General features: G+C 67.4%; 27 protein-coding genes and 1 tRNA gene. 4 read left to right on the top strand and 24 right to left on the bottom strand.

Annotated elements, in window-relative coordinates:
- From BLP96_RS07495 to BLP96_RS07410, 18 genes are all read right to left on the bottom strand, one after another.
- On the bottom strand, positions 1–267 hold a 267-nt coding region (locus BLP96_RS07495; protein ID WP_218118588.1), incomplete at its 3' end, for a hypothetical protein.
- The gene (locus BLP96_RS07490) at positions 268–603 is read right to left on the bottom strand and encodes a hypothetical protein (RefSeq protein ID WP_089684660.1); all 336 of its coding nucleotides are present in this window, start codon (positions 601–603) and stop codon (positions 268–270) included.
- A 3-nt stretch (positions 604–606) separates the two neighbouring features.
- Entirely contained in the window at positions 607–1,284 is a 678-nt protein-coding gene (locus BLP96_RS07485; protein ID WP_089684658.1) for a phage tail protein, read from the bottom strand.
- Between the two features lie 18 nt (positions 1,285–1,302).
- The gene (locus BLP96_RS07480; protein WP_089684656.1) at positions 1,303–1,926 is read right to left on the bottom strand and encodes a phage tail protein I; all 624 of its coding nucleotides are present in this window, start codon (positions 1,924–1,926) and stop codon (positions 1,303–1,305) included.
- Positions 1,919–2,830: a baseplate assembly protein gene (locus BLP96_RS07475; RefSeq protein ID WP_089684654.1), complete on the bottom strand. Its 912-nt coding sequence runs from the start codon at positions 2,828–2,830 to the stop codon at positions 1,919–1,921. Before BLP96_RS07475 ends, BLP96_RS07480 begins: the two co-directional genes overlap by 8 nt.
- Positions 2,827–3,156 (bottom strand): GPW/gp25 family protein, encoded by a 330-nt coding sequence (locus tag BLP96_RS07470; protein ID WP_245682192.1) that lies wholly within the window; start codon positions 3,154–3,156, stop codon positions 2,827–2,829. The genes BLP96_RS07475 and BLP96_RS07470 overlap by 4 nt, the downstream gene beginning before the upstream one ends.
- An 11-nt stretch (positions 3,157–3,167) precedes the next feature.
- The gene (locus tag BLP96_RS07465; RefSeq protein WP_089684650.1) at positions 3,168–3,458 is read right to left on the bottom strand and encodes a PAAR domain-containing protein; all 291 of its coding nucleotides are present in this window, start codon (positions 3,456–3,458) and stop codon (positions 3,168–3,170) included.
- Positions 3,459–3,467: 9 nt separating this feature from the next.
- Entirely contained in the window at positions 3,468–3,971 is a 504-nt protein-coding gene (locus tag BLP96_RS07460) for a phage baseplate assembly protein V (RefSeq protein ID WP_089684647.1), read from the bottom strand.
- Between the two features lie 73 nt (positions 3,972–4,044).
- Positions 4,045–4,491 carry a phage virion morphogenesis protein gene (locus BLP96_RS07455; protein WP_089684645.1) on the bottom strand — a complete coding sequence of 149 codons (447 nt, stop codon included), beginning with the start codon at positions 4,489–4,491 and terminating at the stop codon, positions 4,045–4,047.
- On the bottom strand, positions 4,481–4,975 hold the full coding sequence (locus BLP96_RS07450) for a phage tail protein (RefSeq protein ID WP_089684642.1): 495 nt from the start codon (positions 4,973–4,975) through the stop codon (positions 4,481–4,483). The genes BLP96_RS07455 and BLP96_RS07450 overlap by 11 nt, the downstream gene beginning before the upstream one ends.
- Positions 4,972–5,406 (bottom strand): 3TM-type holin, encoded by a 435-nt coding sequence (locus BLP96_RS07445; RefSeq protein WP_218118587.1) that lies wholly within the window; start codon positions 5,404–5,406, stop codon positions 4,972–4,974. The genes BLP96_RS07450 and BLP96_RS07445 overlap by 4 nt, the downstream gene beginning before the upstream one ends.
- Positions 5,403–6,218, bottom strand: a complete 816-nt coding sequence (locus BLP96_RS07440) for an N-acetylmuramidase domain-containing protein (protein ID WP_089684640.1) — start codon at positions 6,216–6,218, stop codon at positions 5,403–5,405. The genes BLP96_RS07445 and BLP96_RS07440 overlap by 4 nt, the downstream gene beginning before the upstream one ends.
- Positions 6,215–6,493 (bottom strand): hypothetical protein, encoded by a 279-nt coding sequence (locus tag BLP96_RS07435; RefSeq protein WP_089684638.1) that lies wholly within the window; start codon positions 6,491–6,493, stop codon positions 6,215–6,217. The genes BLP96_RS07440 and BLP96_RS07435 overlap by 4 nt, the downstream gene beginning before the upstream one ends.
- Before the next feature lie 38 nt (positions 6,494–6,531).
- Positions 6,532–6,744, bottom strand: coding sequence for a tail protein X (locus BLP96_RS07430; protein ID WP_089684636.1), 213 nt, complete (start codon positions 6,742–6,744; stop codon positions 6,532–6,534).
- A complete protein-coding gene (locus BLP96_RS07425) occupies positions 6,744–7,214 on the bottom strand; it encodes a head completion/stabilization protein (RefSeq protein WP_089684634.1) in 471 nt (156 codons plus the stop codon). Before BLP96_RS07425 ends, BLP96_RS07430 begins: the two co-directional genes overlap by 1 nt.
- A 102-nt stretch (positions 7,215–7,316) precedes the next feature.
- Entirely contained in the window at positions 7,317–8,018 is a 702-nt protein-coding gene (gene gpM, locus BLP96_RS07420) for a phage terminase small subunit (RefSeq protein ID WP_089684632.1), read from the bottom strand.
- Positions 8,019–8,027: 9 nt separating this feature from the next.
- The gene (locus BLP96_RS07415) at positions 8,028–9,038 is read right to left on the bottom strand and encodes a phage major capsid protein, P2 family (RefSeq protein WP_089684631.1); all 1,011 of its coding nucleotides are present in this window, start codon (positions 9,036–9,038) and stop codon (positions 8,028–8,030) included.
- Between the two features lie 13 nt (positions 9,039–9,051).
- On the bottom strand, positions 9,052–9,873 hold the full coding sequence (locus BLP96_RS07410; RefSeq protein WP_089684629.1) for a GPO family capsid scaffolding protein: 822 nt from the start codon (positions 9,871–9,873) through the stop codon (positions 9,052–9,054).
- A 159-nt stretch (positions 9,874–10,032) separates the two neighbouring features.
- On the opposite strand from BLP96_RS07410, the gene BLP96_RS07405 reads away from it, so the two are divergent.
- Both BLP96_RS07405 and BLP96_RS07400 read left to right on the top strand, forming a co-directional pair.
- The gene (locus BLP96_RS07405) at positions 10,033–11,811 is read left to right on the top strand and encodes a terminase large subunit domain-containing protein (RefSeq protein ID WP_089684627.1); all 1,779 of its coding nucleotides are present in this window, start codon (positions 10,033–10,035) and stop codon (positions 11,809–11,811) included.
- Positions 11,808–12,905, top strand: coding sequence for a phage portal protein (locus BLP96_RS07400; protein ID WP_089684625.1), 1,098 nt, complete (start codon positions 11,808–11,810; stop codon positions 12,903–12,905). The genes BLP96_RS07405 and BLP96_RS07400 overlap by 4 nt, the downstream gene beginning before the upstream one ends.
- An 868-nt stretch (positions 12,906–13,773) precedes the next feature.
- Here the strand turns inward: BLP96_RS07400 and BLP96_RS07395 are convergent.
- From BLP96_RS07395 to bioB, 6 genes are all read right to left on the bottom strand, one after another.
- Positions 13,774–13,858, bottom strand: a tRNA-Leu gene (locus tag BLP96_RS07395).
- A gap of 44 nt (positions 13,859–13,902) precedes the next feature.
- A complete protein-coding gene (gene bioD, locus BLP96_RS07390) occupies positions 13,903–14,604 on the bottom strand; it encodes a dethiobiotin synthase (protein WP_089684623.1) in 702 nt (233 codons plus the stop codon).
- Between the two features lies 1 nt (position 14,605).
- Complete coding sequence (locus BLP96_RS07385) at positions 14,606–15,409, bottom strand: malonyl-ACP O-methyltransferase (RefSeq protein ID WP_089684621.1); 804 nt, start codon at positions 15,407–15,409, stop codon at positions 14,606–14,608.
- Complete coding sequence (locus BLP96_RS07380; RefSeq protein ID WP_089684619.1) at positions 15,406–16,152, bottom strand: alpha/beta fold hydrolase; 747 nt, start codon at positions 16,150–16,152, stop codon at positions 15,406–15,408. The genes BLP96_RS07385 and BLP96_RS07380 overlap by 4 nt, the downstream gene beginning before the upstream one ends.
- Positions 16,149–17,327, bottom strand: coding sequence for an 8-amino-7-oxononanoate synthase (bioF, locus tag BLP96_RS07375; protein WP_089684617.1), 1,179 nt, complete (start codon positions 17,325–17,327; stop codon positions 16,149–16,151). Before bioF ends, BLP96_RS07380 begins: the two co-directional genes overlap by 4 nt.
- A gap of 7 nt (positions 17,328–17,334) precedes the next feature.
- Complete coding sequence (bioB, locus tag BLP96_RS07370) at positions 17,335–18,441, bottom strand: biotin synthase BioB (protein ID WP_089684615.1); 1,107 nt, start codon at positions 18,439–18,441, stop codon at positions 17,335–17,337.
- Positions 18,442–18,511: 70 nt separating this feature from the next.
- On the opposite strand from bioB, the gene BLP96_RS07365 reads away from it, so the two are divergent.
- Entirely contained in the window at positions 18,512–19,225 is a 714-nt protein-coding gene (locus BLP96_RS07365; RefSeq protein WP_245682191.1) for a ComF family protein, read from the top strand.
- A 67-nt stretch (positions 19,226–19,292) separates the two neighbouring features.
- Positions 19,293–20,279 (top strand): serine/threonine protein kinase, encoded by a 987-nt coding sequence (locus BLP96_RS07360; RefSeq protein WP_089684613.1) that lies wholly within the window; start codon positions 19,293–19,295, stop codon positions 20,277–20,279.

The raw sequence follows: 20,279 nt of genomic DNA, 5'->3' as shown, positions 1-20,279 counted from the left end.
GACCAGGGCGGCCAGTCCGCTGTAGTCGCGCACGGCGTAGAGGTAGATGTCGTCGCCCAGGGCGAGGCTCGAGAAGCTGCCATCGCTGTTGGCGGCGGGGTCCCAGTTGGCCCGCGAATCGAGCAGGAAGCCGAGGCCGTTACCGCCGATATTGAGCATCCCCTCCGGAATATGGAGGGTGTCGCCGGTGCCCTTCTCGATGTGGCCGAATAGGCTGGCAAAGCCGGCGGCCTGGGCGGGGATGATGAACTTGTCGCCAGTGGCCATTTACTGTGCTCCCTCGATGGTGGTGATCAGGCTGTCGACTTCTTCCACGGTGAAGCCGAGGCGGAAGATGGGGGCGCGCGGGTTTTCCTCTAGTCGGTACTGGTGGCGCTCGCCTTCCTCGTCTTGCATGACGCGATAGGCGGGCTCGGCGCCGTCGGGTTCCTCGCCCTCGGCCAACGCCCGGTCGAAGACATAGACGGTGGTGTTGTCGCGCAGGCCGCGCAGGAAAGCGAGGCCGCGGGCGATGTTCTCTTGCGTGGCCCATTTGCTGCCCAGGTAGCCGACGAGGTACTCCACGTCGTGCCGGGTCTGGATGATCTTGGGGTAGCCGTACATGGGTTAGATCTCCTCCATGGCGAGGGCGCCGTTGATGACGACGAGCTTGTGACTGGTGATGGGCATGCGGTTGTCCAGGGCAGCCTTGAGGCCGGCAGGGTGCACGGCGCGGTCGGTGCGGGTGCCGTCGCGGTGCTGCTGGCTGGTGGCGAGTTGCAGCATGCCCTGGGCGGCTTCGGTGGCGGCCGGGTGGGCGCGACTGGCCTCGTGCTCGGCGCGCTCGTCATCCACGTATTCGCGGGTGGCGAGCACCACGCTGGGATCGACCTTGAGGGTGACGGCGGCGGTGTCGCTGACCTCGAGGACGAAGCGCACGGTCTGGGTGCGCGAGCTGCCTTCGCTGAGCACCGGCTTGTAGGTCTCGGGGTAGTTGCCGTAGCCGATCAGGTCGCCGTCGACGTCATATATGCCGATCTCGCGGATCGTCCAGCCACCGACGTCGGGCGGCAGCACCTGCTCGACCACGATCCAGCTGGGGTTGTCGGGGTGGGTCTGGCTGGCGTTGATGGCCGCGCGGCGCACCTCGTTGACGAGTGATTCGGCGCTGCTATCCGGCGTAGGCAGGCTGCCGCCGCCGTCGCCGACGGCCAATTCGGTGATCTCGATCGTGCCGCCCAGGGCGACGGCATTAGCCAGCTTGTTCTGACCAACGTCCGTGAGCAGGGTGTAGAACTGGGGCATGCGTGGCTCCTCTCGCTATCAGAGCGGGTAAACGGTGGCGGTATCGATGCTGTCGGTGGCGGCGCCGAGATACATGAGCCCGGTGACCTCGGTCTCGGTGGCGACGAAGGGCATGACCGAGGTGACGTCGCCGTCGTAGGCGGCGGTGGCCACGTAGGTTTTGCCGCGGCTCTCGCCGGCGAGATCGAGTCCGACGATGTGGCGTGTCAGCGGCTTGGCGTCGTCGATGAGCCGCTCGAGCTCTGTGTACATGGCCTCGGTGATGCCGGTGTCGAGCACGCCGATGCGCAGCGAGAAGGTGCCGGGCGTGCCGGCCGGCTCGGTTTCCCACCATTCCACGACCTCGAGCAGATAGCCCAGCGGCTCGACCACCCGGCGCAGCGCCGAGATGGTGCCTTTCTTGCGATGCACATAGAACGCGGTGGCGATGACGTCGCGCTTGGCGGCCTCGGACCAGGCGGGATCCCAGCGGTCCACCGAGAAGGCCCAAGCCAGATAGGGCAGCAGGTGGGCCGGGCAGGTGGCCGGGCGCCACAGATCGCGCAGCGGTACCGGCACGCGCTGGATCTCGGCCAGTGCCTCGGCGGCGGCACGCTCGAGCGGCGTGCCGTTGGGCGGCAGCAGCGGCCGGCGATCACTCATCGCTGCCCCCGATCACGAGCTCGACGCCGGTGCAGTGGGCGGCCTGGGTATCGTCGAGCACGACGTCGGCGGCGGGCGCGGCGAGCTCGACGCGCTGAACCCCCTCGACGTGCAGGGCGGCGTGGATGGCAGAGATGCGGATGTCGCGGCCGAGGCGTCGCTGCTCGGTGATGTAGGTGGCGAGCGCCGCCTCGGCGGCCTCGAGGATGGGCTCCTGCTCGGGCCCCGGGTAGACGTAGAGGGTGGCGTCGATGGCGTAGTCGGTGATGGCGGCCGACTGCACGGTGAGGCGGTCGCCCACGGGGCGGATGTCCTCGGCGGAGAGGGCCTTCTCGACGATCTCGATCAGCTCGGCATCGGCGCGGCCGTTGCCCTCGGTGCTGAGCAGGGTGACCAGGGCCTCGCAGGGCTCGGGGCTGATGGCGGTGGCATCGGCCACGCGCCCATCGGCGGAGAGGGCGTGGTACTCGTAGGCGCCGCGCGGGCCGGCGACGCTCAGGCCCTCCCAGGCCTGCTGGGCGCGCAGGCGCAGGTCGTCGTCAGACTCATAGGTTGGCGGTACCGGCGGGGTGGCGTCGGGGTCGCCCTCGTCGATCACAAGGCGCTCGACCTCGTAGTTGGCCACCAGGTTGTCGAGGTCATCCTCGCGGGCGTAGGCGAGCATGACGGCCTTGGCGGCCTCGTTGACGCGCTGCCGCCAGACCAGTTCGCGGTAGGCCGACTCCTCCAGCAGCTTGGTCAGCGGCTCGCTTTCCAGCGCGAGGGTTTCCTCGACCTCAGTGCGCTGGCTGGCCGGTACCAGATCGAGCAGGCGCGCCTTGCGCTCGGCCAGCACGCTATCGAAGTCGAGCGCTTCGACGACCCGAGGCGCGGGGAGCTGGGAGAGATCGATGGTGCCGCTCATGCGATGGGCGCCTCCACGCGGATGGGCTGGCCGTCGACGGTCTGGCCGTCGATCTCGAGCGTGGCGCGGCCAGACTGGCTGGCCGAGACGCTACGGCGCACGGCGGTGACGCGGATGCGCGGCTCCCAGCGGATGATCGCCATCACCGCCGCGGCGTAGGCCTGCAGCAGCAGGGCGTCGGTGAGCGGCCGGTCGATCAGCTCGGGCAGCAGGCTGCCGTACTCGCGGCGCATGACGCGTGTACCAATGGGCGTAGTGAGGATATCGCGCCCGGACTGGCGGATGTGCTCGAGGCGTTCGAGGCGGCGGCCGGTGGTGGCGTTCATGCCTGACATGCTCAGCCCCCCGCGTAGACGTTGCCGGAGCCGGCGGCGACAGACGAGCCGCAGTCGACGGGGTCGCCGATGCGGCCAAGCTGGGCGCCGTTGGCGTAGACGCTGGAAGAGCCGGCGGCCAGGCTGCCGCCGTGGCAGCTGGGCACGCTGTTGCAGTGCGTGGCCCAGCCATCACCCTGGCGGTGCACGGCGATGCCGTTGGCATAGACGTTACCGCTGCCGCCGGTGCTGGCCCGGGGCGGAAAATCGCCGTGGCCGGTGCAGCTGTCGCCTTTGCGTGTCACTGCGGGCATGCGGTGTCCTCAGTTCAGGTGAATCTCGGCGCCATTCAGGCGGATGCCGCTTTCGTCCAGCTCCAGGGTGCTGCCGTTGCTGGAAAGCAGGATGCGGTCGCGGTCCATGGTGACGCGGCTGCTGCCGGTCTCGGCGATGTACTCGTGGGCGGCGCTGTCGTACTGAAACCGCGCGCCGTCGTCGAACTCGATCAGGTCGAGGTCGGGGTTGTCAGAGGGTGCAGAAAGCGCCGAGCTGTACAGCATGCCGGTGATCTTGGCCTGGACGAGATCGCCCCCGGGGCACGAGAGCACGACCTGTTGGCCCTTCCTCAGCGGCCGCCAGCGGCGATAGTTGCGGCCCATTTCGACGGGCCAGTCGAGCCAGGCAGTGGTGATCTCGCCCGCCCGACCCACCTGCACGCGCAGCTTGCGCGCGGAATGATCCACCTCGGCGATGGTGCCCAGGCGGACCAGGTTGTGGATCAGGCGCAGCAACTCGGCGGCGCTGTGCGATGCGGGGGATCGGCTCATGCGGCCATGCTGTGCGGGCCGCGCGCGCAGGGGTAGCGCCGGGCGTTGTACCGGCGGGGCGGGACAACAGCGGCTAGGTGAGGTGGTCGATCAGGCTGTCACGGATGAACTCGCGGTCCTCGCGGCTGACGCCGAGCAGGCGCCGCTCGGGGTAGTGGTGGGTGGGCCCGCCGGGCTCGACGCGGTCGCGCAGGCCGTAGTGGTGCACGCGGGCGATGCGGGCCACGCGGCCGATGAAGCTGATGGTCGCCGCCGAGGCGCTGCCCTTGGCCTTGAGGTACTTGGCGGTGCGTAGCTTCGAGAACATGGCCTTGCGGCGGATGCTGCCGCTCTGGCCGCGCAGGGTGGCACGCGGCTCGTAGGCGGTGCCGTCGGGGTTCTGCTGGGCCTTGATGCGTTGCCGCTGGTTGATGCGCAGCTGCCGGGCGATCTGGCGGGCGAGGCGGGCGCGCTCGCGGGGTTCGATTCGCTCGAGCAGCGGATCGACCCAGTCCTCCAGGGCGCGCAGATCATCCGCCATCGGTTGGGCTCTCCCACTCGCTGGCGAGCCGGTAGTCGTCGTCGCCGGGGGCTTTGACGTGCAGCTGCCAGCTGAGTGCCGGGCAGGCCTCGATGGGGTAGGCGGGCATGCGGTGCTCGGCGTTGATGGTGCCGGCGTCGCAGTCCACCAGGGCGACGACGCGCTCGGTGAGGCGCACCGTCAGGGCGAGATCCCACGACTGATTGCTGAGGATCTCCGCTTCGAGGCGAATGGCCTCGTCGGGCTCGAGGTCGGGCTGGTAGCGGCTGAGCCACTGCAGCAGCGGGATCATGAGCGTGTCGAGAGAGCCCGAATAGTCGGTGACGACGAGCTGGGCGTCGACGCGGTACTCATGGCTCAAGTGCTGGCCGCGGGCGAAGGCGATGGTGCCGTCCTGCACGAAGGTGAGCAGCTTTTCCGGACCGCGCTTGAGCTCGGGCACGGCGTCGATCAGGTGCTTACGCAGGGCGTGGAGCTTGTTCACTTGTCGACCTCATCCAGGAAGTTGCCGCGCTTTCCCTTGATCTGGCCGACGATCTTCTCGCCGCTGCGCCCGGCGATGTAGCCGCCCACGCCGAGGGTCATCAGGTTCCACAGCGCCTCGGGCAGCTCGAGCTGCAGGCCGACGCCGAACATCGCGCCGAGGTAGGGGGCGAGCAGGTAGTTGTTGGCGACGATGGCAACGATGGTGAGCATCAGCACCGGGCGCCAGTTGCGCTGCGCCCAGCTTTCGCCGGTGGCCTCGGCCAGGATGATCTTCATCTGTGCCTGCAGGGCGGCGTCCTGCTGGTCGATCAGGCGGCGCTGGATCTCGGCCTTGAGGCGGTTGGCTTCGTCCTTGTCGGTGACGGCCTTGTCGATGACGTCGAACATCGGGCCGGCGACGGTGCCGAGGATATTGCCGATCAGTTTCATGCGGCGCGCTCCAGGTCGTGGCTGTGCCGCCGATGGGCGGCGGCGAGCTTGGTGTCGTAGTCGTTCTTGGCGTAGGCGGGGCCGTTATAGCGGCGGGCGAAATCGCGCCAGTCGTGCTCCTTCAGGGCGCGGTGCAGGGCGCGGTCGGCTTCGATGAAGCGCACGAAGGCCTCGAGCTGGCGGGCTTCGCTGTGCGCCATGGCGTTGGCCCAGTCACCGACAGTGCGGTAGCCGAGCCGCTCCCAGTGGAATCCCATGATCTGGAATAGCCCCCAACTGGCGGATTCGATGGCAGAGGTGGGGTGCAGGTAGGCGGCCTGGTCGAGCCGGTCGTGCTCGCGGTGGCCGCCGATGTAGCCGCCCGGCTTTGCGTTGACCAGGCTGGGATGGCTGCGCTCGTACTCGACGGGGCTCACGCCGTGGTGCTCGAGCCGGCGGCGCATGATGTGGCGCTCGAAGAGGATCACCGGCTCGCCATTGCGTGGGCCGCCGTGGTGCATGCCCACGCCGCGGCTCTCGACTTCGTTGACGGCCATCACCGCGGCGAGATCGACCTCGAGGGTCTCGGCGGCGCCGACCAAGTCGATCTGGCGCAGGGCTTTGGGGTCGTCGCCTTGGGTGAGGGCGCGGCGCGTCTTGCGGCCGACCACGCCGTCGATCACCAGCCCGTGTTCGCGCTGGAAGCGGCGCACGGCGGCCTCGGTGGCGGGGCCGAATACGCCGTCGATGGCCAGGTCGAGGCCGTGGCGCGCGAGATCGCGCTGGATGGCCTCGACGGGGTAGCCGGTGTCGCCGTGGCGAATCAGGGTCATGGCTCGCGCTCCTCCAGATCGGTGACGCGCTCGCCCAGCCGCTGGACGTCGCGCTTGAGGTTGCCGATTTCGCGGTCGGCGTCGCTCTTGCGGTAGTAGAGGTTGCTCCAGTCGCGCAGCTCTTTTCGCAGCTCTTCGATGAGCTGGCCTTGGTAGGCGAGGCGCTCTTGCAGCACGGCGGTATTCTTGCCGAGGTTGACGAGCTCGAGCCCGGCCCAGCCGAGCAGGGCGACGAGCAGTATCTGAATGCCGGTTTGCAGGTGTCGCTCGAACATGGTCGGGTTTCCGTCGGTCCGGGGCATGCGAGTCCTTATCAGCTCCAGAGGTTGATGGTGTCATTGCGCTCGGGCTGAGGGGCGGCCTCGGGCAGGGTGACGGCGTGGCCCTCGGGCAGCACCGGACCGAGCTCGGCCAGGCCCGGGTTCAGCGCGAGCGCCTGCTCGGTGACGGCGGCCGTGGCGCGCAGATGGCGGTGGCAGAGCGCGTCGAGGGTGTCGCCTTGTTGGGCGCGTACCGTGATCGTCATCAGATCAACTCCACCGTGGTGTGGGTGCGTCCGGTGAGCTCGGCGATGGCCCAGCGCGCGTCGGCGCGCACGTCGTCAGCGGCGAGATCCTTGGCTTCGCCGCGCTCGTCGCCCTCGGCGGTGGCGGAAACGTCGCGGTAGCGCTCGAGCAGCTCGGCGTGGGCCTGGCTGTACACGGCGCGGCGGTAGAGCTGGGCGTGGTGGCCCTCGATGTGCCAGGGCTCTAGGGGAATCTCCGCGACGGTGGCGATGCCCTCGGCCTGCTGCTCGAGCTGGTAGTCGGCGAGCTGGCGGTTGACGTCGGCCATGGCCACGCGCAGGGCGTGCAGCAGGCGGGCGTCGGTGACGGTGCCGTCGATGCGCTGCACGTCGCGGAACTCGGTCGGTGAGACGGCAGGCCAAAAGCCGTTGTTGGCCAGCTCTTCGAGTGGCGTTTCGGCGGTTCCGGTACCGGCGGCGATGAGGGACATGGCGGCGTCTCAGATAAGAAGGGGGTGGGCCGGGATCGACGAGATGGGGCGTTTGGCCCGCTCTCCCCCGGCGCCCCCTTGGCGTCGGCGTACGACTCGGTGTCAGCCCTGGGCGGTGTCGCCCTGGGCGGTGTCGCCCTGGGCAGCGTTCTTCAGCTCGCGCTCGAGCTTTTCGATGTCCTTCTTCACGCCCACGCGCTCGTTGAGGGCGAGGGCTTCCTGGAGGTGATTCAGCGCTTCCGTCGGGTATCCGCCTGCACGGAAGGCGTAGCCGAGGGCCTTGTGCAGCTTGGCGCGAATCTCGTCGTGCATGTCGTGGTCGTCGGTGATGCGCCGTGCGCGGACGAGGATGTCGACCAGGGCAGGGGCGTCGGCGCCTTCCTCGGCGAGCATGCGCAGGGCCTGGTCGGCGATCTCCTCGGCGATCAGGCTGGGGGTGTCGCGCTCGTAGCGGTCGGGCGTCTGCAGGTTGTGCTTCATGGCGTACTCGGCGATGTCCAGGGCGTCGGCGAGGTCGCCGGTATCGATGCGCCACACCAGGGCGGTCATCAGCACGTCGTCTTGGGCGCCGTTGCCGGCGGCCAGAACGCCCTCGATGTAGGGCGTGAACTCGGGCAGCAGCTCGCGCTTTTTCTCGATCTTGGCCTGGACGGACTTGATGCCCTTGAGCGTGCGGCGGGCTTCCCAGAGAACGGCGGCCATCAGCTCGTACTGCTCGCCGTTCTGGGGGAGTGTGGGCTCGGCGGCCCCCGCCGCTTTCGCGGCGCGGGCACGCTGGTAGTGCTTGCGGGCGGGGCTCAGCATGTCGGATCCTTACTCGGCGAACTCGATGTTCTCGACCACGCAGCCGAACCCGTAGTCTTCGACGACATAGGCGTCGTTGCTTGACTCGTAGTTCTCGATGCGGTTGCGCTTGGGGTTGTCGAGAATGTGCCGACGGCGCGAGCCGCGCTGCCAGTACATGGAGAGGTTGGCCAGCGAGGTGATCAGCAGGGTGCCGTCGGGAACGAAAGGCACCCGCACCGCCTGCAGGCCGCCGACACGCTTCTGGCTGATGATCAGATCGAGGGCACGCGCTTCGGTGGGCGTCTCGGCGTGCTGCTGAATCAGCGGGAAATATTTGTCGGCCAGAAGCTGGCGGCCCATGATCGCGACGAGATCGGTGCTCTCGCGGTGCCAGGGATCGACCATCTCGTTGACGGCGTCGAACACCAGGGCATCGAGGTTTTTGTAGTCACCTGAAGGTCCGATGACGACCTTGCCGGCCGTGGCACCTTCGGTGAGCACGCGCTCTGAGGAATGGTCGCGGTACTTCTGCAGCCAGCCCTTGTTGACGTCCTGCAGCATGGGGTTGGCGCCGCGGTCTGTCTCGGTGGCAGCGGAAGTGCCGTTGAAACCGATCATGATGCGGTCGAGTGCCTGCTGGCGAACGATGGCGTTGCGCACCCGGGTCTGGAAATCGCGAAAGCGCGACCAGGCGTCGAGCTGAGCCCAGCGGATGTAGGTATCGAACTCGGTCGACACACACTCATAGGTGGCATCGGTGAGTTCTGACACGTCGCGCGGTGAGCGGTCATTGGCCGTGACATCCGTGCGCCCGGCGATGGGGCCGGTAACGCCCAGGCCGATCTTCTGGCCCTTGAGCTCGTCGACGCCGACCACGTTGATGCGGCCCAGGAACTCGGAGCTCTCCTGGATGCGGCTTTCCAGCGTCTGCTGGACGCTGGGCTCTACCGCGAACTGCTCGGCCGCCGAGGTGACGCCGGAGAGATGCGCGACGCGTTCGCGCATCTGGTTGAATTGCTTGCGGGTATCGTTGCGCATGGGGTGGTGATCCTCAGCAGTCGGTCAGTTGGGCGTCGCCACCGCCGGTAGCCGGCGTGCGGGGCGGGGTGTCCGGGGTTTGGTCGAGCTTGGTGTAGAGCTCGTCGAGCTTGGCCTTGGTGGCCTCGTGGGCCTCTTTCAGCTCGTTGAACGCCTCGGCGGTGGGGCGTGCTTCGAGATCGGCGGCCAGGGCGCTGTGCTTTTGCACGAACAGCTCGAGGGTCTGCTCTAGCTCGCCGCGGAAGGCGGCGAACCCTTCCTTCGTCTTGGCGTCGTGCTTCCTGAACAGCGCCTTAACGCGGTCGGCCAGGCTCGGGCCCTGGTCCGCCGGCGGCGTGGCGTCGGAGAAATCGAGCTCGGTTTCCACCGCCTCGGAGAAGAGGTTGTCGGGGTGCTGCTTGCGCGCAGCGAGCGGCGACTTGTCGCCGGCGCCGCGGCTGAACTGCAGCATCTCGGTGCCGAGGCTCGCAGGGGAGTCGGTCACCGCCAGGCCCTCGAGGTAGGCTTCGCCGGTGTCGGCGAACTTGGGGTTCACCTCGATGCTGGTGTAAACCTTCTGGCGCTGCTTGTTGATCTCTTTCAGCCGCTCGGTGGGGTCGAGCTGCACGAACAGCGCGAGCTTGCCGTCCTCGACCTCTTCGGCCTTTGCGGCGATGACGTCGCCCAGGGCGCCGAAATGGCTGTCAGCCCCCAGGGCGCGCATGTGCTCCATCCACACGCGGGCGCCGTACTTCTTGGGGTCGTAGTTGTCGGCCATCTGCTGGATCCACTCGCGTGAGATCTCGCGGCCGTCTGTCGTGGCGCCTTGTGTGGCGACGCGGAACCATTTATCCATGTGGGGCCTCGGTGCTGGCTGGTCGGCAGTCGGTCTTTAGTGCTAGTGCCGTCAGGTTCCGCGCGCGGCGTTGCGGGCTCAATGCGGGGGCGTTGTGCCGGCGGGGCGGGACAACATGCCCGCCACGGCGCGATTTACGCGCGCGGGTACGCTGGCGGCATGACAACCGTGCCCCCCGACACCCTGGATTCACCGCGCGTCACCGCCCGCCATCTCTATTGGCAGGGGTGGCGCATCGCGCGTATCGCCGAGCTGCTCGGCGAAAAAGTGAAGACGATCCATAGCTGGAAACGCCGCGACGACTGGGACAGCGCCACGCCCATCGAGCGGGTCGAGGGCGCGCTCGAGGCGCGGATGGTCCAGCTGATCGGCAAGGATCCCAAGGAGGGGAAGGACTACAAGGAGATCGACCTGCTGGGCCGGCAGATCGAGCGGCTGGCCCGGGTGCACAAGTACAGCGAGACCGGGCGCGAGGCGGACCTGAACCCCAACATCAACGCCCGTAATGAAGCCCCGCGCCGCAAACAACGCCGCAACGCCCTCGACGAGGAACAGATCGAGCAGCTCAAGGCGGCGTTCCTCGAGACCTGCTTTCAGTACCAGCTCACCTGGTATGAGGCGGGCCAGAAGCACCGCATCCGCAACATCCTGAAGTCACGCCAGATCGGCGCGACCTTCTTCTTTGCCCGCGAGGCGATCGTCGACGCCTTCGAGACCGGCAGGAACAAGATCTTTCTCTCGGCGAGCAAGGCGCAGGCGCACATCTTCAAGAGCTACATCGTCCAGTTCGTGAAGGAGGTGTGCGACGTCGACCTCAAGGGCGACCCGCTGATTCTCGACAACGGCGCCGAGCTGCACTTCCTGGGCACCAACTCGAAAACCGCTCAGGGCTATCACGGCGACGTATACCTCGACGAGTATTTCTGGATTCACCGCTTCCAGGAGTTCCGCAAGGTCACGTCGGGCATGGCCATGCACAAGAAGTGGCGGCAGACCTACTTCTCGACGCCGAGCTCGCTGGGCCACGAGGCCTACCCGTTCTGGTCGGGCGATCTGTTCAACTCTCGCCGGCCCAAGGCCGAGCGGCAGGAGTTCGACGTGAGCCACGCCGCCCTGGCCGAGGGGGCGCTGTGCCCCGACGGCCAGTGGCGGCAGATCGTCACCGTGGAGGACGCCATCGCCGGCGGCTGCGACCTGTTCGACCTCGAGCAGCTGCGGCTTGAGTACAGCGTCGACGAGTTCAACAACCTGCTGATGTGCCAGTTCGTGGACGACAGCCAGTCGGCGTTCCCCCTGGCGATGGTCCACCCCTGCATGGTCGACAGCTGGGAAGAGTGGGACGACTACCGGCCGTTCGCGCCTCGCCCGGTGGGCGACCGCGGCGTGTGGATCGGCTACGACCCCACCGGTACCGGCGAGGATGGCGACGGTGCCGGCCTGGTAGTGGTGCTGCCGGCGCGCACCCGTGATGAGCGGCACCGCATCCTCGAGCGGCACAGGCTAAAGGGCGAGGACTACGAGGCCCAGGCGGCTTTCATCAAGAGCTTCCGCGAGAAGTACAACATCGAGCATATCGGCATCGACATCACCGGGCTGGGCGAGGCAGTGGCCGAGCACGTGGAGAAGTGGTTCCCCACCCTAGTGCGCTTCCGCTATGACCCGGCGGTCAAGGGCATGCTGGTGATGCAGGCGCAGCAGATCATGCGGAAAAACCGACTGGAGTTCGATGCCGGTTGGGCTGACATGGCCCAGTCGTTCATGGCCATCAAGAAAGAGCTGACCCCGAGCGGGCGCCAGTGGACCTACAACAGTGGGCGCAGCAAGGCGACCGGCCACGCGGATCTCGCGTGGGCCACCATGCACGCCCTCAGTCACGAACCTATCGACGGCCCGGAAGAGACAGGCACCGGGCAGTCCATCATGGAGATGTCAGAATGAGCGAGACCATTACCGCCAAGCCACGCGTGCGCGTGCCGGCCTACCGGGCCGAAGAACCCGGTGCCGTGTCAACCGAATCGGGCAACCTGTCAACGGGAACGGCGGAGGCGTCACGCTCGCACATGGAGGCGTTCACCTTCGGCGATCCCGAGCCGGTGACCAGCATGCGCGACATCTGGTATGAGGGCGTCTGGCTCTCGCCCGACGAGTGGTATGAGCCGCCGATCCCGCTCTCGATCCTGGCGCAGAGCTACCGCGCCACCGCACACCACGGCAGCGCCATGCAGGTGAAACGCAACATCTTGCTTCGCACATTCGAGCCCCACCCTCTGCTGAGCCGGCAGGTATTCAGCGGCCTCGCCCTCGACTACCTGGTGTTCGGCAACGCCTACCTCGAGGACGTGCGCGGCCGGCTCGGGCGGCGGCTGCCGTTCCGCCATCTGCGCGCCAAATATGTTCGCCGCGGCGGCATCGAGGCTGACCGCTACTGGTGGGTGCCCAATTACCTGGACCGAGTCGAACTCCCCCAGGGGCGGGTGATCCACCTACTCGAGCCGGACATCGATCAGTCGATCTACGGCGTGCCCGACTACATCGGCAGCCTGCAGTCGGCCTGGCTCAACGAGAGCGCGACGCTGTTCCGGCGGCGCTACTACCTCAACGGCAGCCATGCCGGGTTCATCCTCTACGTCAACGACCCCGCCCAGGACCAGAAGGACATCGACGAAATGCGCCAGGCCCTGAAGAATTCAAAAGGACCGGGCAACTTCCGCAACCTCTTCCTGTATTCGCCCAAGGGAAAGAAGGACGGGGTGCAGCTGATCCCTATCAGTGAGGTGGCCACCAAGGACGACTTTCTCAACATCAAGAACATCACCCGGGACGACCAGCTCGCCGGCCACCGGATCCCCCCGCAGTTGATGGGCATCATCCCCATGAACACCGCCGGATTCGGCGATGTAGAGAAAGCCGCTCGCGTGTTCGTGGCCAACGAGCTCGAGCCGCTCCAGGAGTCAATGAGGGAGATCAACGAGATCGTCGGCGAAGAGGTCGTGCGCTTCCGGCCCTACTCCCTGCAGGCCGAGAGCGTTTGATACTCATGATGGATGCGCCTATCATCTCCGTAGCCAGGAAGCCGTGCCCCGTGGCGAGCGGATGAACGGGGCCGCCAGCCCAGCTTGGGCGGGTTAGAAGACGTTCCCGATATACGTCGTCACCGCACTGGCCAAAAAGCCGCCCATCTTGGGCGGCTTTTTCGTGCGCGCTTGCCAAACGCTACTCACCGCCCCGAAGCCCCTGGCCACCCCCCTGGCGCCCCACGGCGCGCCGTCGACACCCCGCCCCGCCTGCGGTCTTCGCGTGTCATTTTTTCTGCGCGCCTGCGGCTGCGCTGGAACAGCGTCAGCAGAGGCGGAAGCAATGATTGTAAGTGCTTGGGAATGCTTGCGTTTTTCTGCGAAATCGGCGGGATCGACAGCGTAGAAGCCAGCGGGCCGACTCTGAGAAGGTGGGGGGGGGCTCGGAAAAAGGTAATATCGGTAATATCGCCGATTTTCAGCCGTAACCCACTGAAATAACAGGGCATGCGCATTACCCCCAAAAGGTAAGAAGAGGTAATGCAAAAGGTATTTTCCTCGTAAGCATCTGATTTCATTGGGTTAGAGAAAACAAAGAAATCACCTTTCCAAAAGGTACGATCTTACCTTTACGATACCTTTTTAATACCTTTTGGACGCCCGTTCGAATCGCTGAGAAATCATACGGTTAGGCTAGTTTTCGGCCTCGCATTACCTTTCGTACCTTTTTCCGAGCCCCCCACGGATTCTAGGATTCCTGCGCGCATGACGTGTGCACGCACGCGTCATGCGCATCGTCTTCGTGCTCGCGGGGACTCGGCGGGGACTAGAATCGAGAAGGGAAGCGACTGTATGCCTATATAAAACAGTAGGTTAAAGCGATAAATGGTGCGGATGGGGAGACTTGAACTCCCACGCCCGAAGGCACCAGAACCTAAATCTGGCGTGTCTACCAATTCCACCACATCCGCACGGACAGGCAGGCGACCACATTGTACGGACGCCCCCTGGCAAGTCAATCGACATCGGGTAGCTCCAGGTAAGCGGAAGCGGCCGCAGCCATGCCGCCCGGGTCGCTCGCGGTCAGGCGAGGCAGGATGCCCAGGCAGGGGGCATCGAGCGTGCGCGCCAGAGTGGCCAGGTTGTCGTCATGGAGCGTGCGGTCGGCGGCAAAGGCAGGGTCTACCAGGCTCCCGGCCCAGCCGGCCAGGCGCAGACCGGAGGCCGCGATCGCCTCTGCCGTCAGTCGCGCATGGCTGATACAGCCCAGCCGCAGACCCACCACGAGAATCACCGGGAGCCGGAGGTGCAACGCCAGCTCGGCGAGGTCCTCGCGGTCGTTCAGCGGTACGCGCCAGCCACCGGCGCCCTCCACCAGGGTCAGGTCGCGACGGCGGGACAGGCCCTCCCGAATCCGCTGTGCCAGGGTGTCGAGGGTGATCGTGACTCCCGCACGGCGAGCGGCCAGGTGGGGCGCGATGGCCGGGGCGAAAGCATGGGGATTCACCACGGCATAGGGCACGGTGGGATGGCTCTGGGCCTGCAGGGCCAGGGCGTCGGCATTGCGTAGACCTTGGGGTGTCGTCTCGCAGCCCGAGGCGACGGGCTTGAGGCCGAGCGTAGTGAGCCCGCGGCGCCGAGCCAGGGCGAGCAGGCCGGCGGTGACCAGGGTCTTGCCGGCGTCGGTGTCGGTACCGGTGACGAAGTAGGCAGCCATGTCAGCGTTTCAGCTCCAGGGTCAGCAGCCGGTAAGTGACCGGCAGTCCCGCGGGCTCGCGCAGCGCCTCGTAGCGCTCTGTGGCGCGGGCCAAGTCGGCGCGTGTCAGCCCGGTTCCGCGTCCGGCGGTCTGGGCGCCGATGCCCTTGATGGAGGCCATGACCCCTGCCAGGTCGGGATAGTGGAAGCGCGGTCGACCGTCCGTGACCGTTACCCGTCGGAAGTTGGCCAGACGGGCGGCGGCCAGATGCCGGTCGCGGTTGCGAAAGTCGAGCAGATCGGCAGGGCGCCCAGGGCGCGCCCAGGCATGGGCCACCTCGGCCAGGGTGCCAGGGCCCAAGGTGTTGATCAGCGCGAGGCCGCCGGGCCGCAGGATGCGGTAGAGTTCGGCTAGCACCTCATCCAGGTCAGGGCACCACTGGATGGCCAGGTTCGAAAAGACCAGGTCGTGGCTGGCGTCGGCCAGGGGCAGGGCACCGGCATCGGCGCACAGCCAGCTCACCCGCCGCCCTGAGCCCTGGCCACGGCGCGCTACCGCGAGCATGCCTTGAGCCAGATCGAGCCCGGTGACATGGCCGTCCGGCGCATATCGTTCGGCGAGCCGGGCGCTCCACTGCCCTGGACCGCAACCCAGATCGAGGATGCGTGTCGCCCGCTCCGGCAAACGGCTCCAGAGCCGTTCGCCCATGGCGTGCTGGGCGCTGGCCAGACGCGCGTAGTCGGGAGCGGCGCGCGAGAAAGCGTGTGCCACCCGACGCGGCCAGTCGGTTGGTGTCGCGGTGCGTGGCTGCAGTGCGTTGCTCATGTCGGATATGCCTCATGACGCGCCGCGCTGCCGCCTGCCGGGTGGCACTCTCGGGCCAGTGCCGTCAGGACATCGGCCAGGCGGCGCGGCCGCGAGAGCATGGGACAGTGCCCGGCGTCGTCGAGGCACCGGTCGGCCGCCTCACGCAGGGATGGCGCCAGGAGCGGGTCGTTGGCGCCTACCAGGCGGTGGACGGGACAGGGGACTTCGGCGATTGGGCGTTCGACATCGAGCGTCGCGAGCCAGTCGAGACCGGCAGCCAGGGTGAGCGTGTCGGCATTGAGGGCATCGCCCAGCAGATCGCGCAGGCGCCGGTGCGTGAGGAGCGGTGCCGGCTCGCCGGCAAGTTGCCAGCGCCTGAAGTGGATCAGCGCGGCTGCGGGGTCGCGGAGGAAGGCGCGTCGGAAGGCGGCGAGTTCGCCGGCCGTGATGCCGCAAGGGTGACAGAACCGTGGCCCCATCCCCAGCAGGATCACGCCTGCCGGGGCGGGAAGGTGGTCGAGGAGGGCGCCGGCCAGCAGACCGCCCAGCGACCAGCCTACCCAGACGGCGTCTTGCGGCAGGTCGTCGGCCATCGCCTCGGCCAGAGCCGCGATGGAGGTGGGGTCGGCGAGAGCCTCGCGGCCCGCGTAGCCCGGCCAGTCCGGAGTGTGGATTTCCCAGCCCTCCGGCAAATGGGGCGCCAGCAGCTCCCAGATGCGCGCATCGCAGCCCCAGCCCGCGAGGAGTACCAGTCGTTTCATGGGGCCGTCTCCCGTATCACGGCACCCTCCTTGGCCTGGCAGGCGCTCAGCGCGTCCAGCAGGGCGTCCAGGTCATCGTCGCTGTGGGCGGAGGAGAGGGTGATGCGCAGGCGGGCCTGGCCGCTGGGTACCGTGGGTTCGCGGATGGCCCCCACCGCTAGGCCTTGTTCGGCGAGCCGTTTCGCCCAGGCCATCGCCCGGGCGCTGTCGCCCAGCATCAATGGCTGGATTGGCGTGTCGCTCTCGCGCAGTGGCAGGCCCAGGCGGCCGGCTTCATGGCGGAAGCGGGCGATCCGAGTGTGCAGCCGCTGTCGGCGTTCCGGTTCGGTAGCGAGAATGTCCAGCGCTGCCAGGGTGGCTGCCGCCAGCCCCGGCGATTGGGCCGTGGTGTAGACGTAGGGACGGGCGAACTGGATCAGATGCTCGATCAGTTCATGGCTACCCGCCACGAAGGCACCCTCGGTGCCCAGCGCCTTGCCCAGGGTGCCGATCAGCACCGGTACCGTCTCGACGCCATGTGCACGACCCACGCAGCCGTCGCCGGCCTCGCCCAGCACGCCCAGGCCGTGGGCATCATCGACCATCAGCCAGGCACCGTGACGGCGGGCGGTTTCGGCCAGCCCGGCGATGTCGGCGATGTCGCCGTCCATGCTGAACACTCCATCGGTGGCCACCAGCCTGGGCATGTCTTGCGTGGCCCGGGCCAGCAGGCGCTCGAGATCGGCGCGGTCGCGGTGGTGGAAGCGTCGCGACCGGGCGCCGGCGAGTGCGGCGCCGTCGAGCAGCGAGGCATGGTTGAGACGGTCCTGGTAAAGGAGAGTGTGACGGTCGCAGAGCGCCTGCAGGGTGCCCAGGTTGGCCATGTAACCGGTGGAGAAGAGCAGTGCCCTCGGGCGATCGACGAGTTCGGCCAGGCGAGCCTCCAGCGTCTCGTGCACGGCGAGATGGCCGCTGACCAGGTGCGAGGCCCGGGCACCAGCGCCGTAGCGGCGTGCGCCGACCGCCATGGCTTCGGCAAGCCGCGGGTCGCGGGCAAGACCCAGGTAGTCATTGCCGGCGAAGTCCAGCGCTGCTTCGGGGGCGTGGCAGTGGCGCTGGCGCCACAGCCTCGCGGTGCGGCGCTCAGCCGCCCGCTCGGCGAGTCGGGCGTGCCAGTCGTACGGTGACGATACCATGCTCGGCTCAGCCCTCGGCGGCATCGTAGGCGAGGTCGGCGGCGGCCCGGTCGGTCGCCTGGCGCTGCATGGCTGCCTCGAGCCCGGCCTGGGCATCGATGTCGTCGGCGTGGGTGTGCCGCTCCTCCGGGTGAAGGCCGAGTTTGGCGAACAGCGCCTGGTCGCGCTCTGCCTGGGGGTTGGACGTGGTCAGCAGCTTGTCACCGTAGAAGATGGAGTTGGCGCCGGCCAGGAAGGCCAGCGCCTGGGTCGATTCATCCATCTGTTCGCGACCGGCGGAAAGTCGTACGTGGCTTGCCGGCATCAGGATGCGCGCCACGGCGATGGCGCGGATGAAGTCGATGGGATCGAGATCCGGGACGTTCTCCAGCGGCGTGCCGGGAACCTTGACCAGCATGTTGATCGGCACCGACTCCGGGTGCGGGTCGAGAAGGGCCAGCTGTTGCAGCAGCGCGGCTCGGTCGCGGGGAGCCTCGCCCATGCCGAGGATGCCGCCGGCGCACACCTTCATGCCCGCCTCGCGCACGTGGCCCAGGGTCTCCAGGCGGTCGGCATAGGTACGGGTGGTGATGATCTCGCCGTAATACTCCGGCGAGGTGTCCAGGTTGTGGTTGTAATAGTCGAGTCCGGCCTCGGCCAGGCGATCGGCCTGGTCGCCGTCGACCATGCCCAGGGTCATGCAGGTCTCGAGCCCCAGCGCCTTGACCCGGCGCACCATCTCGAGCACCACATCGAGGTCGCGCTCGCGTGGGCTCTTCCAGGCGGCGCCCATGCAGAAGCGGCTGGCACCGGCGTTCTTCGCCGCCTGGGCCTGTTCCACCACCTTTTCGATCTCGAGCAGCTTCTCCTTGCCGAGGCCGGTGTTGTAGTGGCCGGACTGGGGGCAATACTTGCAGTCTTCGGGGCAGGCGCCGGTCTTGATCGAGAGCAGGGTGGAAACCTGGACGGCGTTGGGGTCGAAGTGGCTGCGATGCACCCGCTGGGCCCTGAATAGCAGGTCGTTGAAGGGCAGGGCGAAGAGAGATTGGATCTCATCGAGGGTCCAGTCGTGGCGCACCCCGGTGGCGGGCGGGAGGCTCGCATCGGGAGCGACGGCGTGGGAAGCTGTGGGCATGATGGGCTCGCTCGAGGTCAACATGAATTGGAAAGTCAGGTTGACGGACAGGGTAGAGGGCCGGCGTCTCTTGTCAACCCTTTCGGAAAACTGGGTTGACAAGGCTCTGCGGTACGCCCTGCCCGGGCGCTGTGCCTTCTGTCTGGGAGCGACCGACCCCGGCCAGCCCTGGTGTACCGGCTGCTTCGCCGAGCTGCCCTGGAACTTGGCGGCTTGCCCGCGCTGCGGGGAGCCTCAGTACGGTGCGGCAGGGCGAGTGTGCGGTGCCTGCCTGAGTCGGCCGCCAGCGTTCGATCGTACCCATGCGCCACTATGCTACGCCGGTGAAGTGCTGGGGCTGGTGCAGCGCTTCAAGTTTCATGCCTCGCCGCGTGCGGGCACCGTGCTGCTGGCGTTGTTGGAAAGCGCTCTGCCGGAAACGGTCCGGGCCTGGCCCGAAGCCATGGTGGCCGTGCCGTTGCATCCGCAGAGGGCGCGGCAGCGGGGTTTCGATCAGGCCGAGTGGCTGGCCCGGCGTCTGGTGCGCCGACTGGGGTGCCCGCTGAAACGAGCGGTGCGCGTGCGCGATACCCGCAGCCAGCGTGGCCTGGACCGTACGGCGCGGCGCCGAAATCTCAGCGAGGCCTTTCGAATCGGGGGAGTGCTGCCGCGTCGCGTGGTGCTGGTCGACGACGTCATGACCACGGGGGGCACCCTCGATGCCCTGGCACGGGCTTGCCGGCAGGCCGGGGCAGAGGCCGTCGAGGTCTGGGTCGTCGCCCGCACGCCACTGGACAGGGGTTGATCCAAGCGGATACAGCCGAGCGCTTCCCTGTTAGCATGGCGCCGGTGATCTTGTCGGAGTGCCCCCCATGCAAGCCTCGTCTCATCCCTTCGCCGAGCTGTCCCCCGCCCGCGTGGTCGATGCCGTGGAGTCGCTGGGGTTCTGGCTGCCCGGAGAGCCCTTCGCGCTGAACAGCTACGAGAACCGCGTCTTCCTGGTCCATGACGAGGAGCGGCGGCGTTGGGTGGTCAAGTTCTATCGGCCCGGTCGTTGGAGCGATGCCGAGATCCGCGAGGAGCATGCCTTTCTGCAGGAGCTGGTTGCGTCGGACGTGGCCGTGGCGGCGCCTTGGCAGGATGTCGGTGGCGAGAGTCTGCATTACGCCGAAGGCTTTCGCCTGGCGCTGTTTCCGCACTTGCCCGGTCAGGCGCCGGAGCTGGAGAATCCGGCACACCTCTTCGCGCTCGGCGAATTGATCGGAGCGGTGCATGCCGTTGGTGCGAGCGGTCGTTTCCGGGAGCGCGGCAGTCTCGATCTCGTGCCCATGGCGCGCCAGGCCAGCGAAGCGGTGCTACAGAGCCCTTGGCTCGATCGCCACCAGCGGCGAGCCTATGCAAGGATCAGCGAGGCGTTGCTGAACGCACTGGAGCCTCATGCCTGGGCCGACGAGCGAGCGATACGCGTTCATGGCGACTGCCACCTGGGCAATATGCTGGGGCGCGATGAGGCCTTCGCCCTGGTCGATTTCGACGATTGCCTGATGGCGCCGGCCGTGCAGGATCTGTGGATGCTGCTCACTGCCGAACACGATGCGGAGTGGCAGATGCAGCTCTCGGAGGTCGTGGAGGGATACGAGCAGCATCGCGACTTCGATCGCAGCGAACTGGCGCTCATCGAGCCGTTGCGCACCCTGCGGTTGATGCGCCACAGCGCCTGGCTGGTGGCGCGCTGGGACGATCCCGCCTTCCCGCCCGCCTTTCCCTGGCTTGCCGATTCCGGCTACTGGGACGGCCACATCCGCCTGCTGGAGCAGCAGCGTCAGGTACTGCTGCGTGCCCCGCGCTGGCTGGCTTGA

The organism is Billgrantia gudaonensis, from assembly GCF_900100195.1.
GTDB lineage: Bacteria > Pseudomonadota > Gammaproteobacteria > Pseudomonadales > Halomonadaceae > Halomonas > Halomonas gudaonensis.
Note: the sequence above shows the minus strand (reverse complement) of the source record. Positions and strands in the feature narration are given on the sequence as shown.

Excerpts from the sequence above, each read along its gene's own strand:
- gpM (WP_089684632.1), bottom strand. The coding sequence starts at position 8,018 with ATGCTGAGCCCCGCCCGCAAGCACTACCAGCGTGCCCGCGCCGCGAAA.
- BLP96_RS07400 (WP_089684625.1), top strand. The coding sequence starts at position 11,808 with ATGAGCGAGACCATTACCGCCAAGCCACGCGTGCGCGTGCCGGCCTAC.
- bioF (WP_089684617.1), bottom strand. The coding sequence starts at position 17,327 with ATGGTATCGTCACCGTACGACTGGCACGCCCGACTCGCCGAGCGGGCG.
- BLP96_RS07480 (WP_089684656.1), bottom strand. The coding sequence starts at position 1,926 with ATGAGTGATCGCCGGCCGCTGCTGCCGCCCAACGGCACGCCGCTCGAG.
- BLP96_RS07405 (WP_089684627.1), top strand. The coding sequence starts at position 10,033 with ATGACAACCGTGCCCCCCGACACCCTGGATTCACCGCGCGTCACCGCC.
- BLP96_RS07415 (WP_089684631.1), bottom strand. The coding sequence starts at position 9,038 with ATGCGCAACGATACCCGCAAGCAATTCAACCAGATGCGCGAACGCGTC.
- BLP96_RS07475 (WP_089684654.1), bottom strand. The coding sequence starts at position 2,830 with ATGAGCGGCACCATCGATCTCTCCCAGCTCCCCGCGCCTCGGGTCGTC.
- BLP96_RS07485 (WP_089684658.1), bottom strand. The coding sequence starts at position 1,284 with ATGCCCCAGTTCTACACCCTGCTCACGGACGTTGGTCAGAACAAGCTG.
- BLP96_RS07385 (WP_089684621.1), bottom strand. The coding sequence starts at position 15,409 with ATGAGCAACGCACTGCAGCCACGCACCGCGACACCAACCGACTGGCCG.
- BLP96_RS07470 (WP_245682192.1), bottom strand. The coding sequence starts at position 3,156 with ATGAACGCCACCACCGGCCGCCGCCTCGAACGCCTCGAGCACATCCGC.
- BLP96_RS07455 (WP_089684645.1), bottom strand. The coding sequence starts at position 4,491 with ATGGCGGATGATCTGCGCGCCCTGGAGGACTGGGTCGATCCGCTGCTC.
- bioD (WP_089684623.1), bottom strand. The coding sequence starts at position 14,604 with ATGGCTGCCTACTTCGTCACCGGTACCGACACCGACGCCGGCAAGACC.
- BLP96_RS07465 (WP_089684650.1), bottom strand. The coding sequence starts at position 3,458 with ATGCCCGCAGTGACACGCAAAGGCGACAGCTGCACCGGCCACGGCGAT.
- BLP96_RS07410 (WP_089684629.1), bottom strand. The coding sequence starts at position 9,873 with ATGGATAAATGGTTCCGCGTCGCCACACAAGGCGCCACGACAGACGGC.
- BLP96_RS07460 (WP_089684647.1), bottom strand. The coding sequence starts at position 3,971 with ATGAGCCGATCCCCCGCATCGCACAGCGCCGCCGAGTTGCTGCGCCTG.
- BLP96_RS07425 (WP_089684634.1), bottom strand. The coding sequence starts at position 7,214 with ATGTCCCTCATCGCCGCCGGTACCGGAACCGCCGAAACGCCACTCGAA.
- BLP96_RS07490 (WP_089684660.1), bottom strand. The coding sequence starts at position 603 with ATGTACGGCTACCCCAAGATCATCCAGACCCGGCACGACGTGGAGTAC.
- bioB (WP_089684615.1), bottom strand. The coding sequence starts at position 18,441 with ATGCCCACAGCTTCCCACGCCGTCGCTCCCGATGCGAGCCTCCCGCCC.
- BLP96_RS07440 (WP_089684640.1), bottom strand. The coding sequence starts at position 6,218 with ATGACCCTGATTCGCCACGGCGACACCGGCTACCCCGTCGAGGCCATC.
- BLP96_RS07435 (WP_089684638.1), bottom strand. The coding sequence starts at position 6,493 with ATGTTCGAGCGACACCTGCAAACCGGCATTCAGATACTGCTCGTCGCC.
- BLP96_RS07445 (WP_218118587.1), bottom strand. The coding sequence starts at position 5,406 with ATGAAACTGATCGGCAATATCCTCGGCACCGTCGCCGGCCCGATGTTC.
- BLP96_RS07380 (WP_089684619.1), bottom strand. The coding sequence starts at position 16,152 with ATGAAACGACTGGTACTCCTCGCGGGCTGGGGCTGCGATGCGCGCATC.
- BLP96_RS07360 (WP_089684613.1), top strand. The coding sequence starts at position 19,293 with ATGCAAGCCTCGTCTCATCCCTTCGCCGAGCTGTCCCCCGCCCGCGTG.
- BLP96_RS07430 (WP_089684636.1), bottom strand. The coding sequence starts at position 6,744 with ATGACGATCACGGTACGCGCCCAACAAGGCGACACCCTCGACGCGCTC.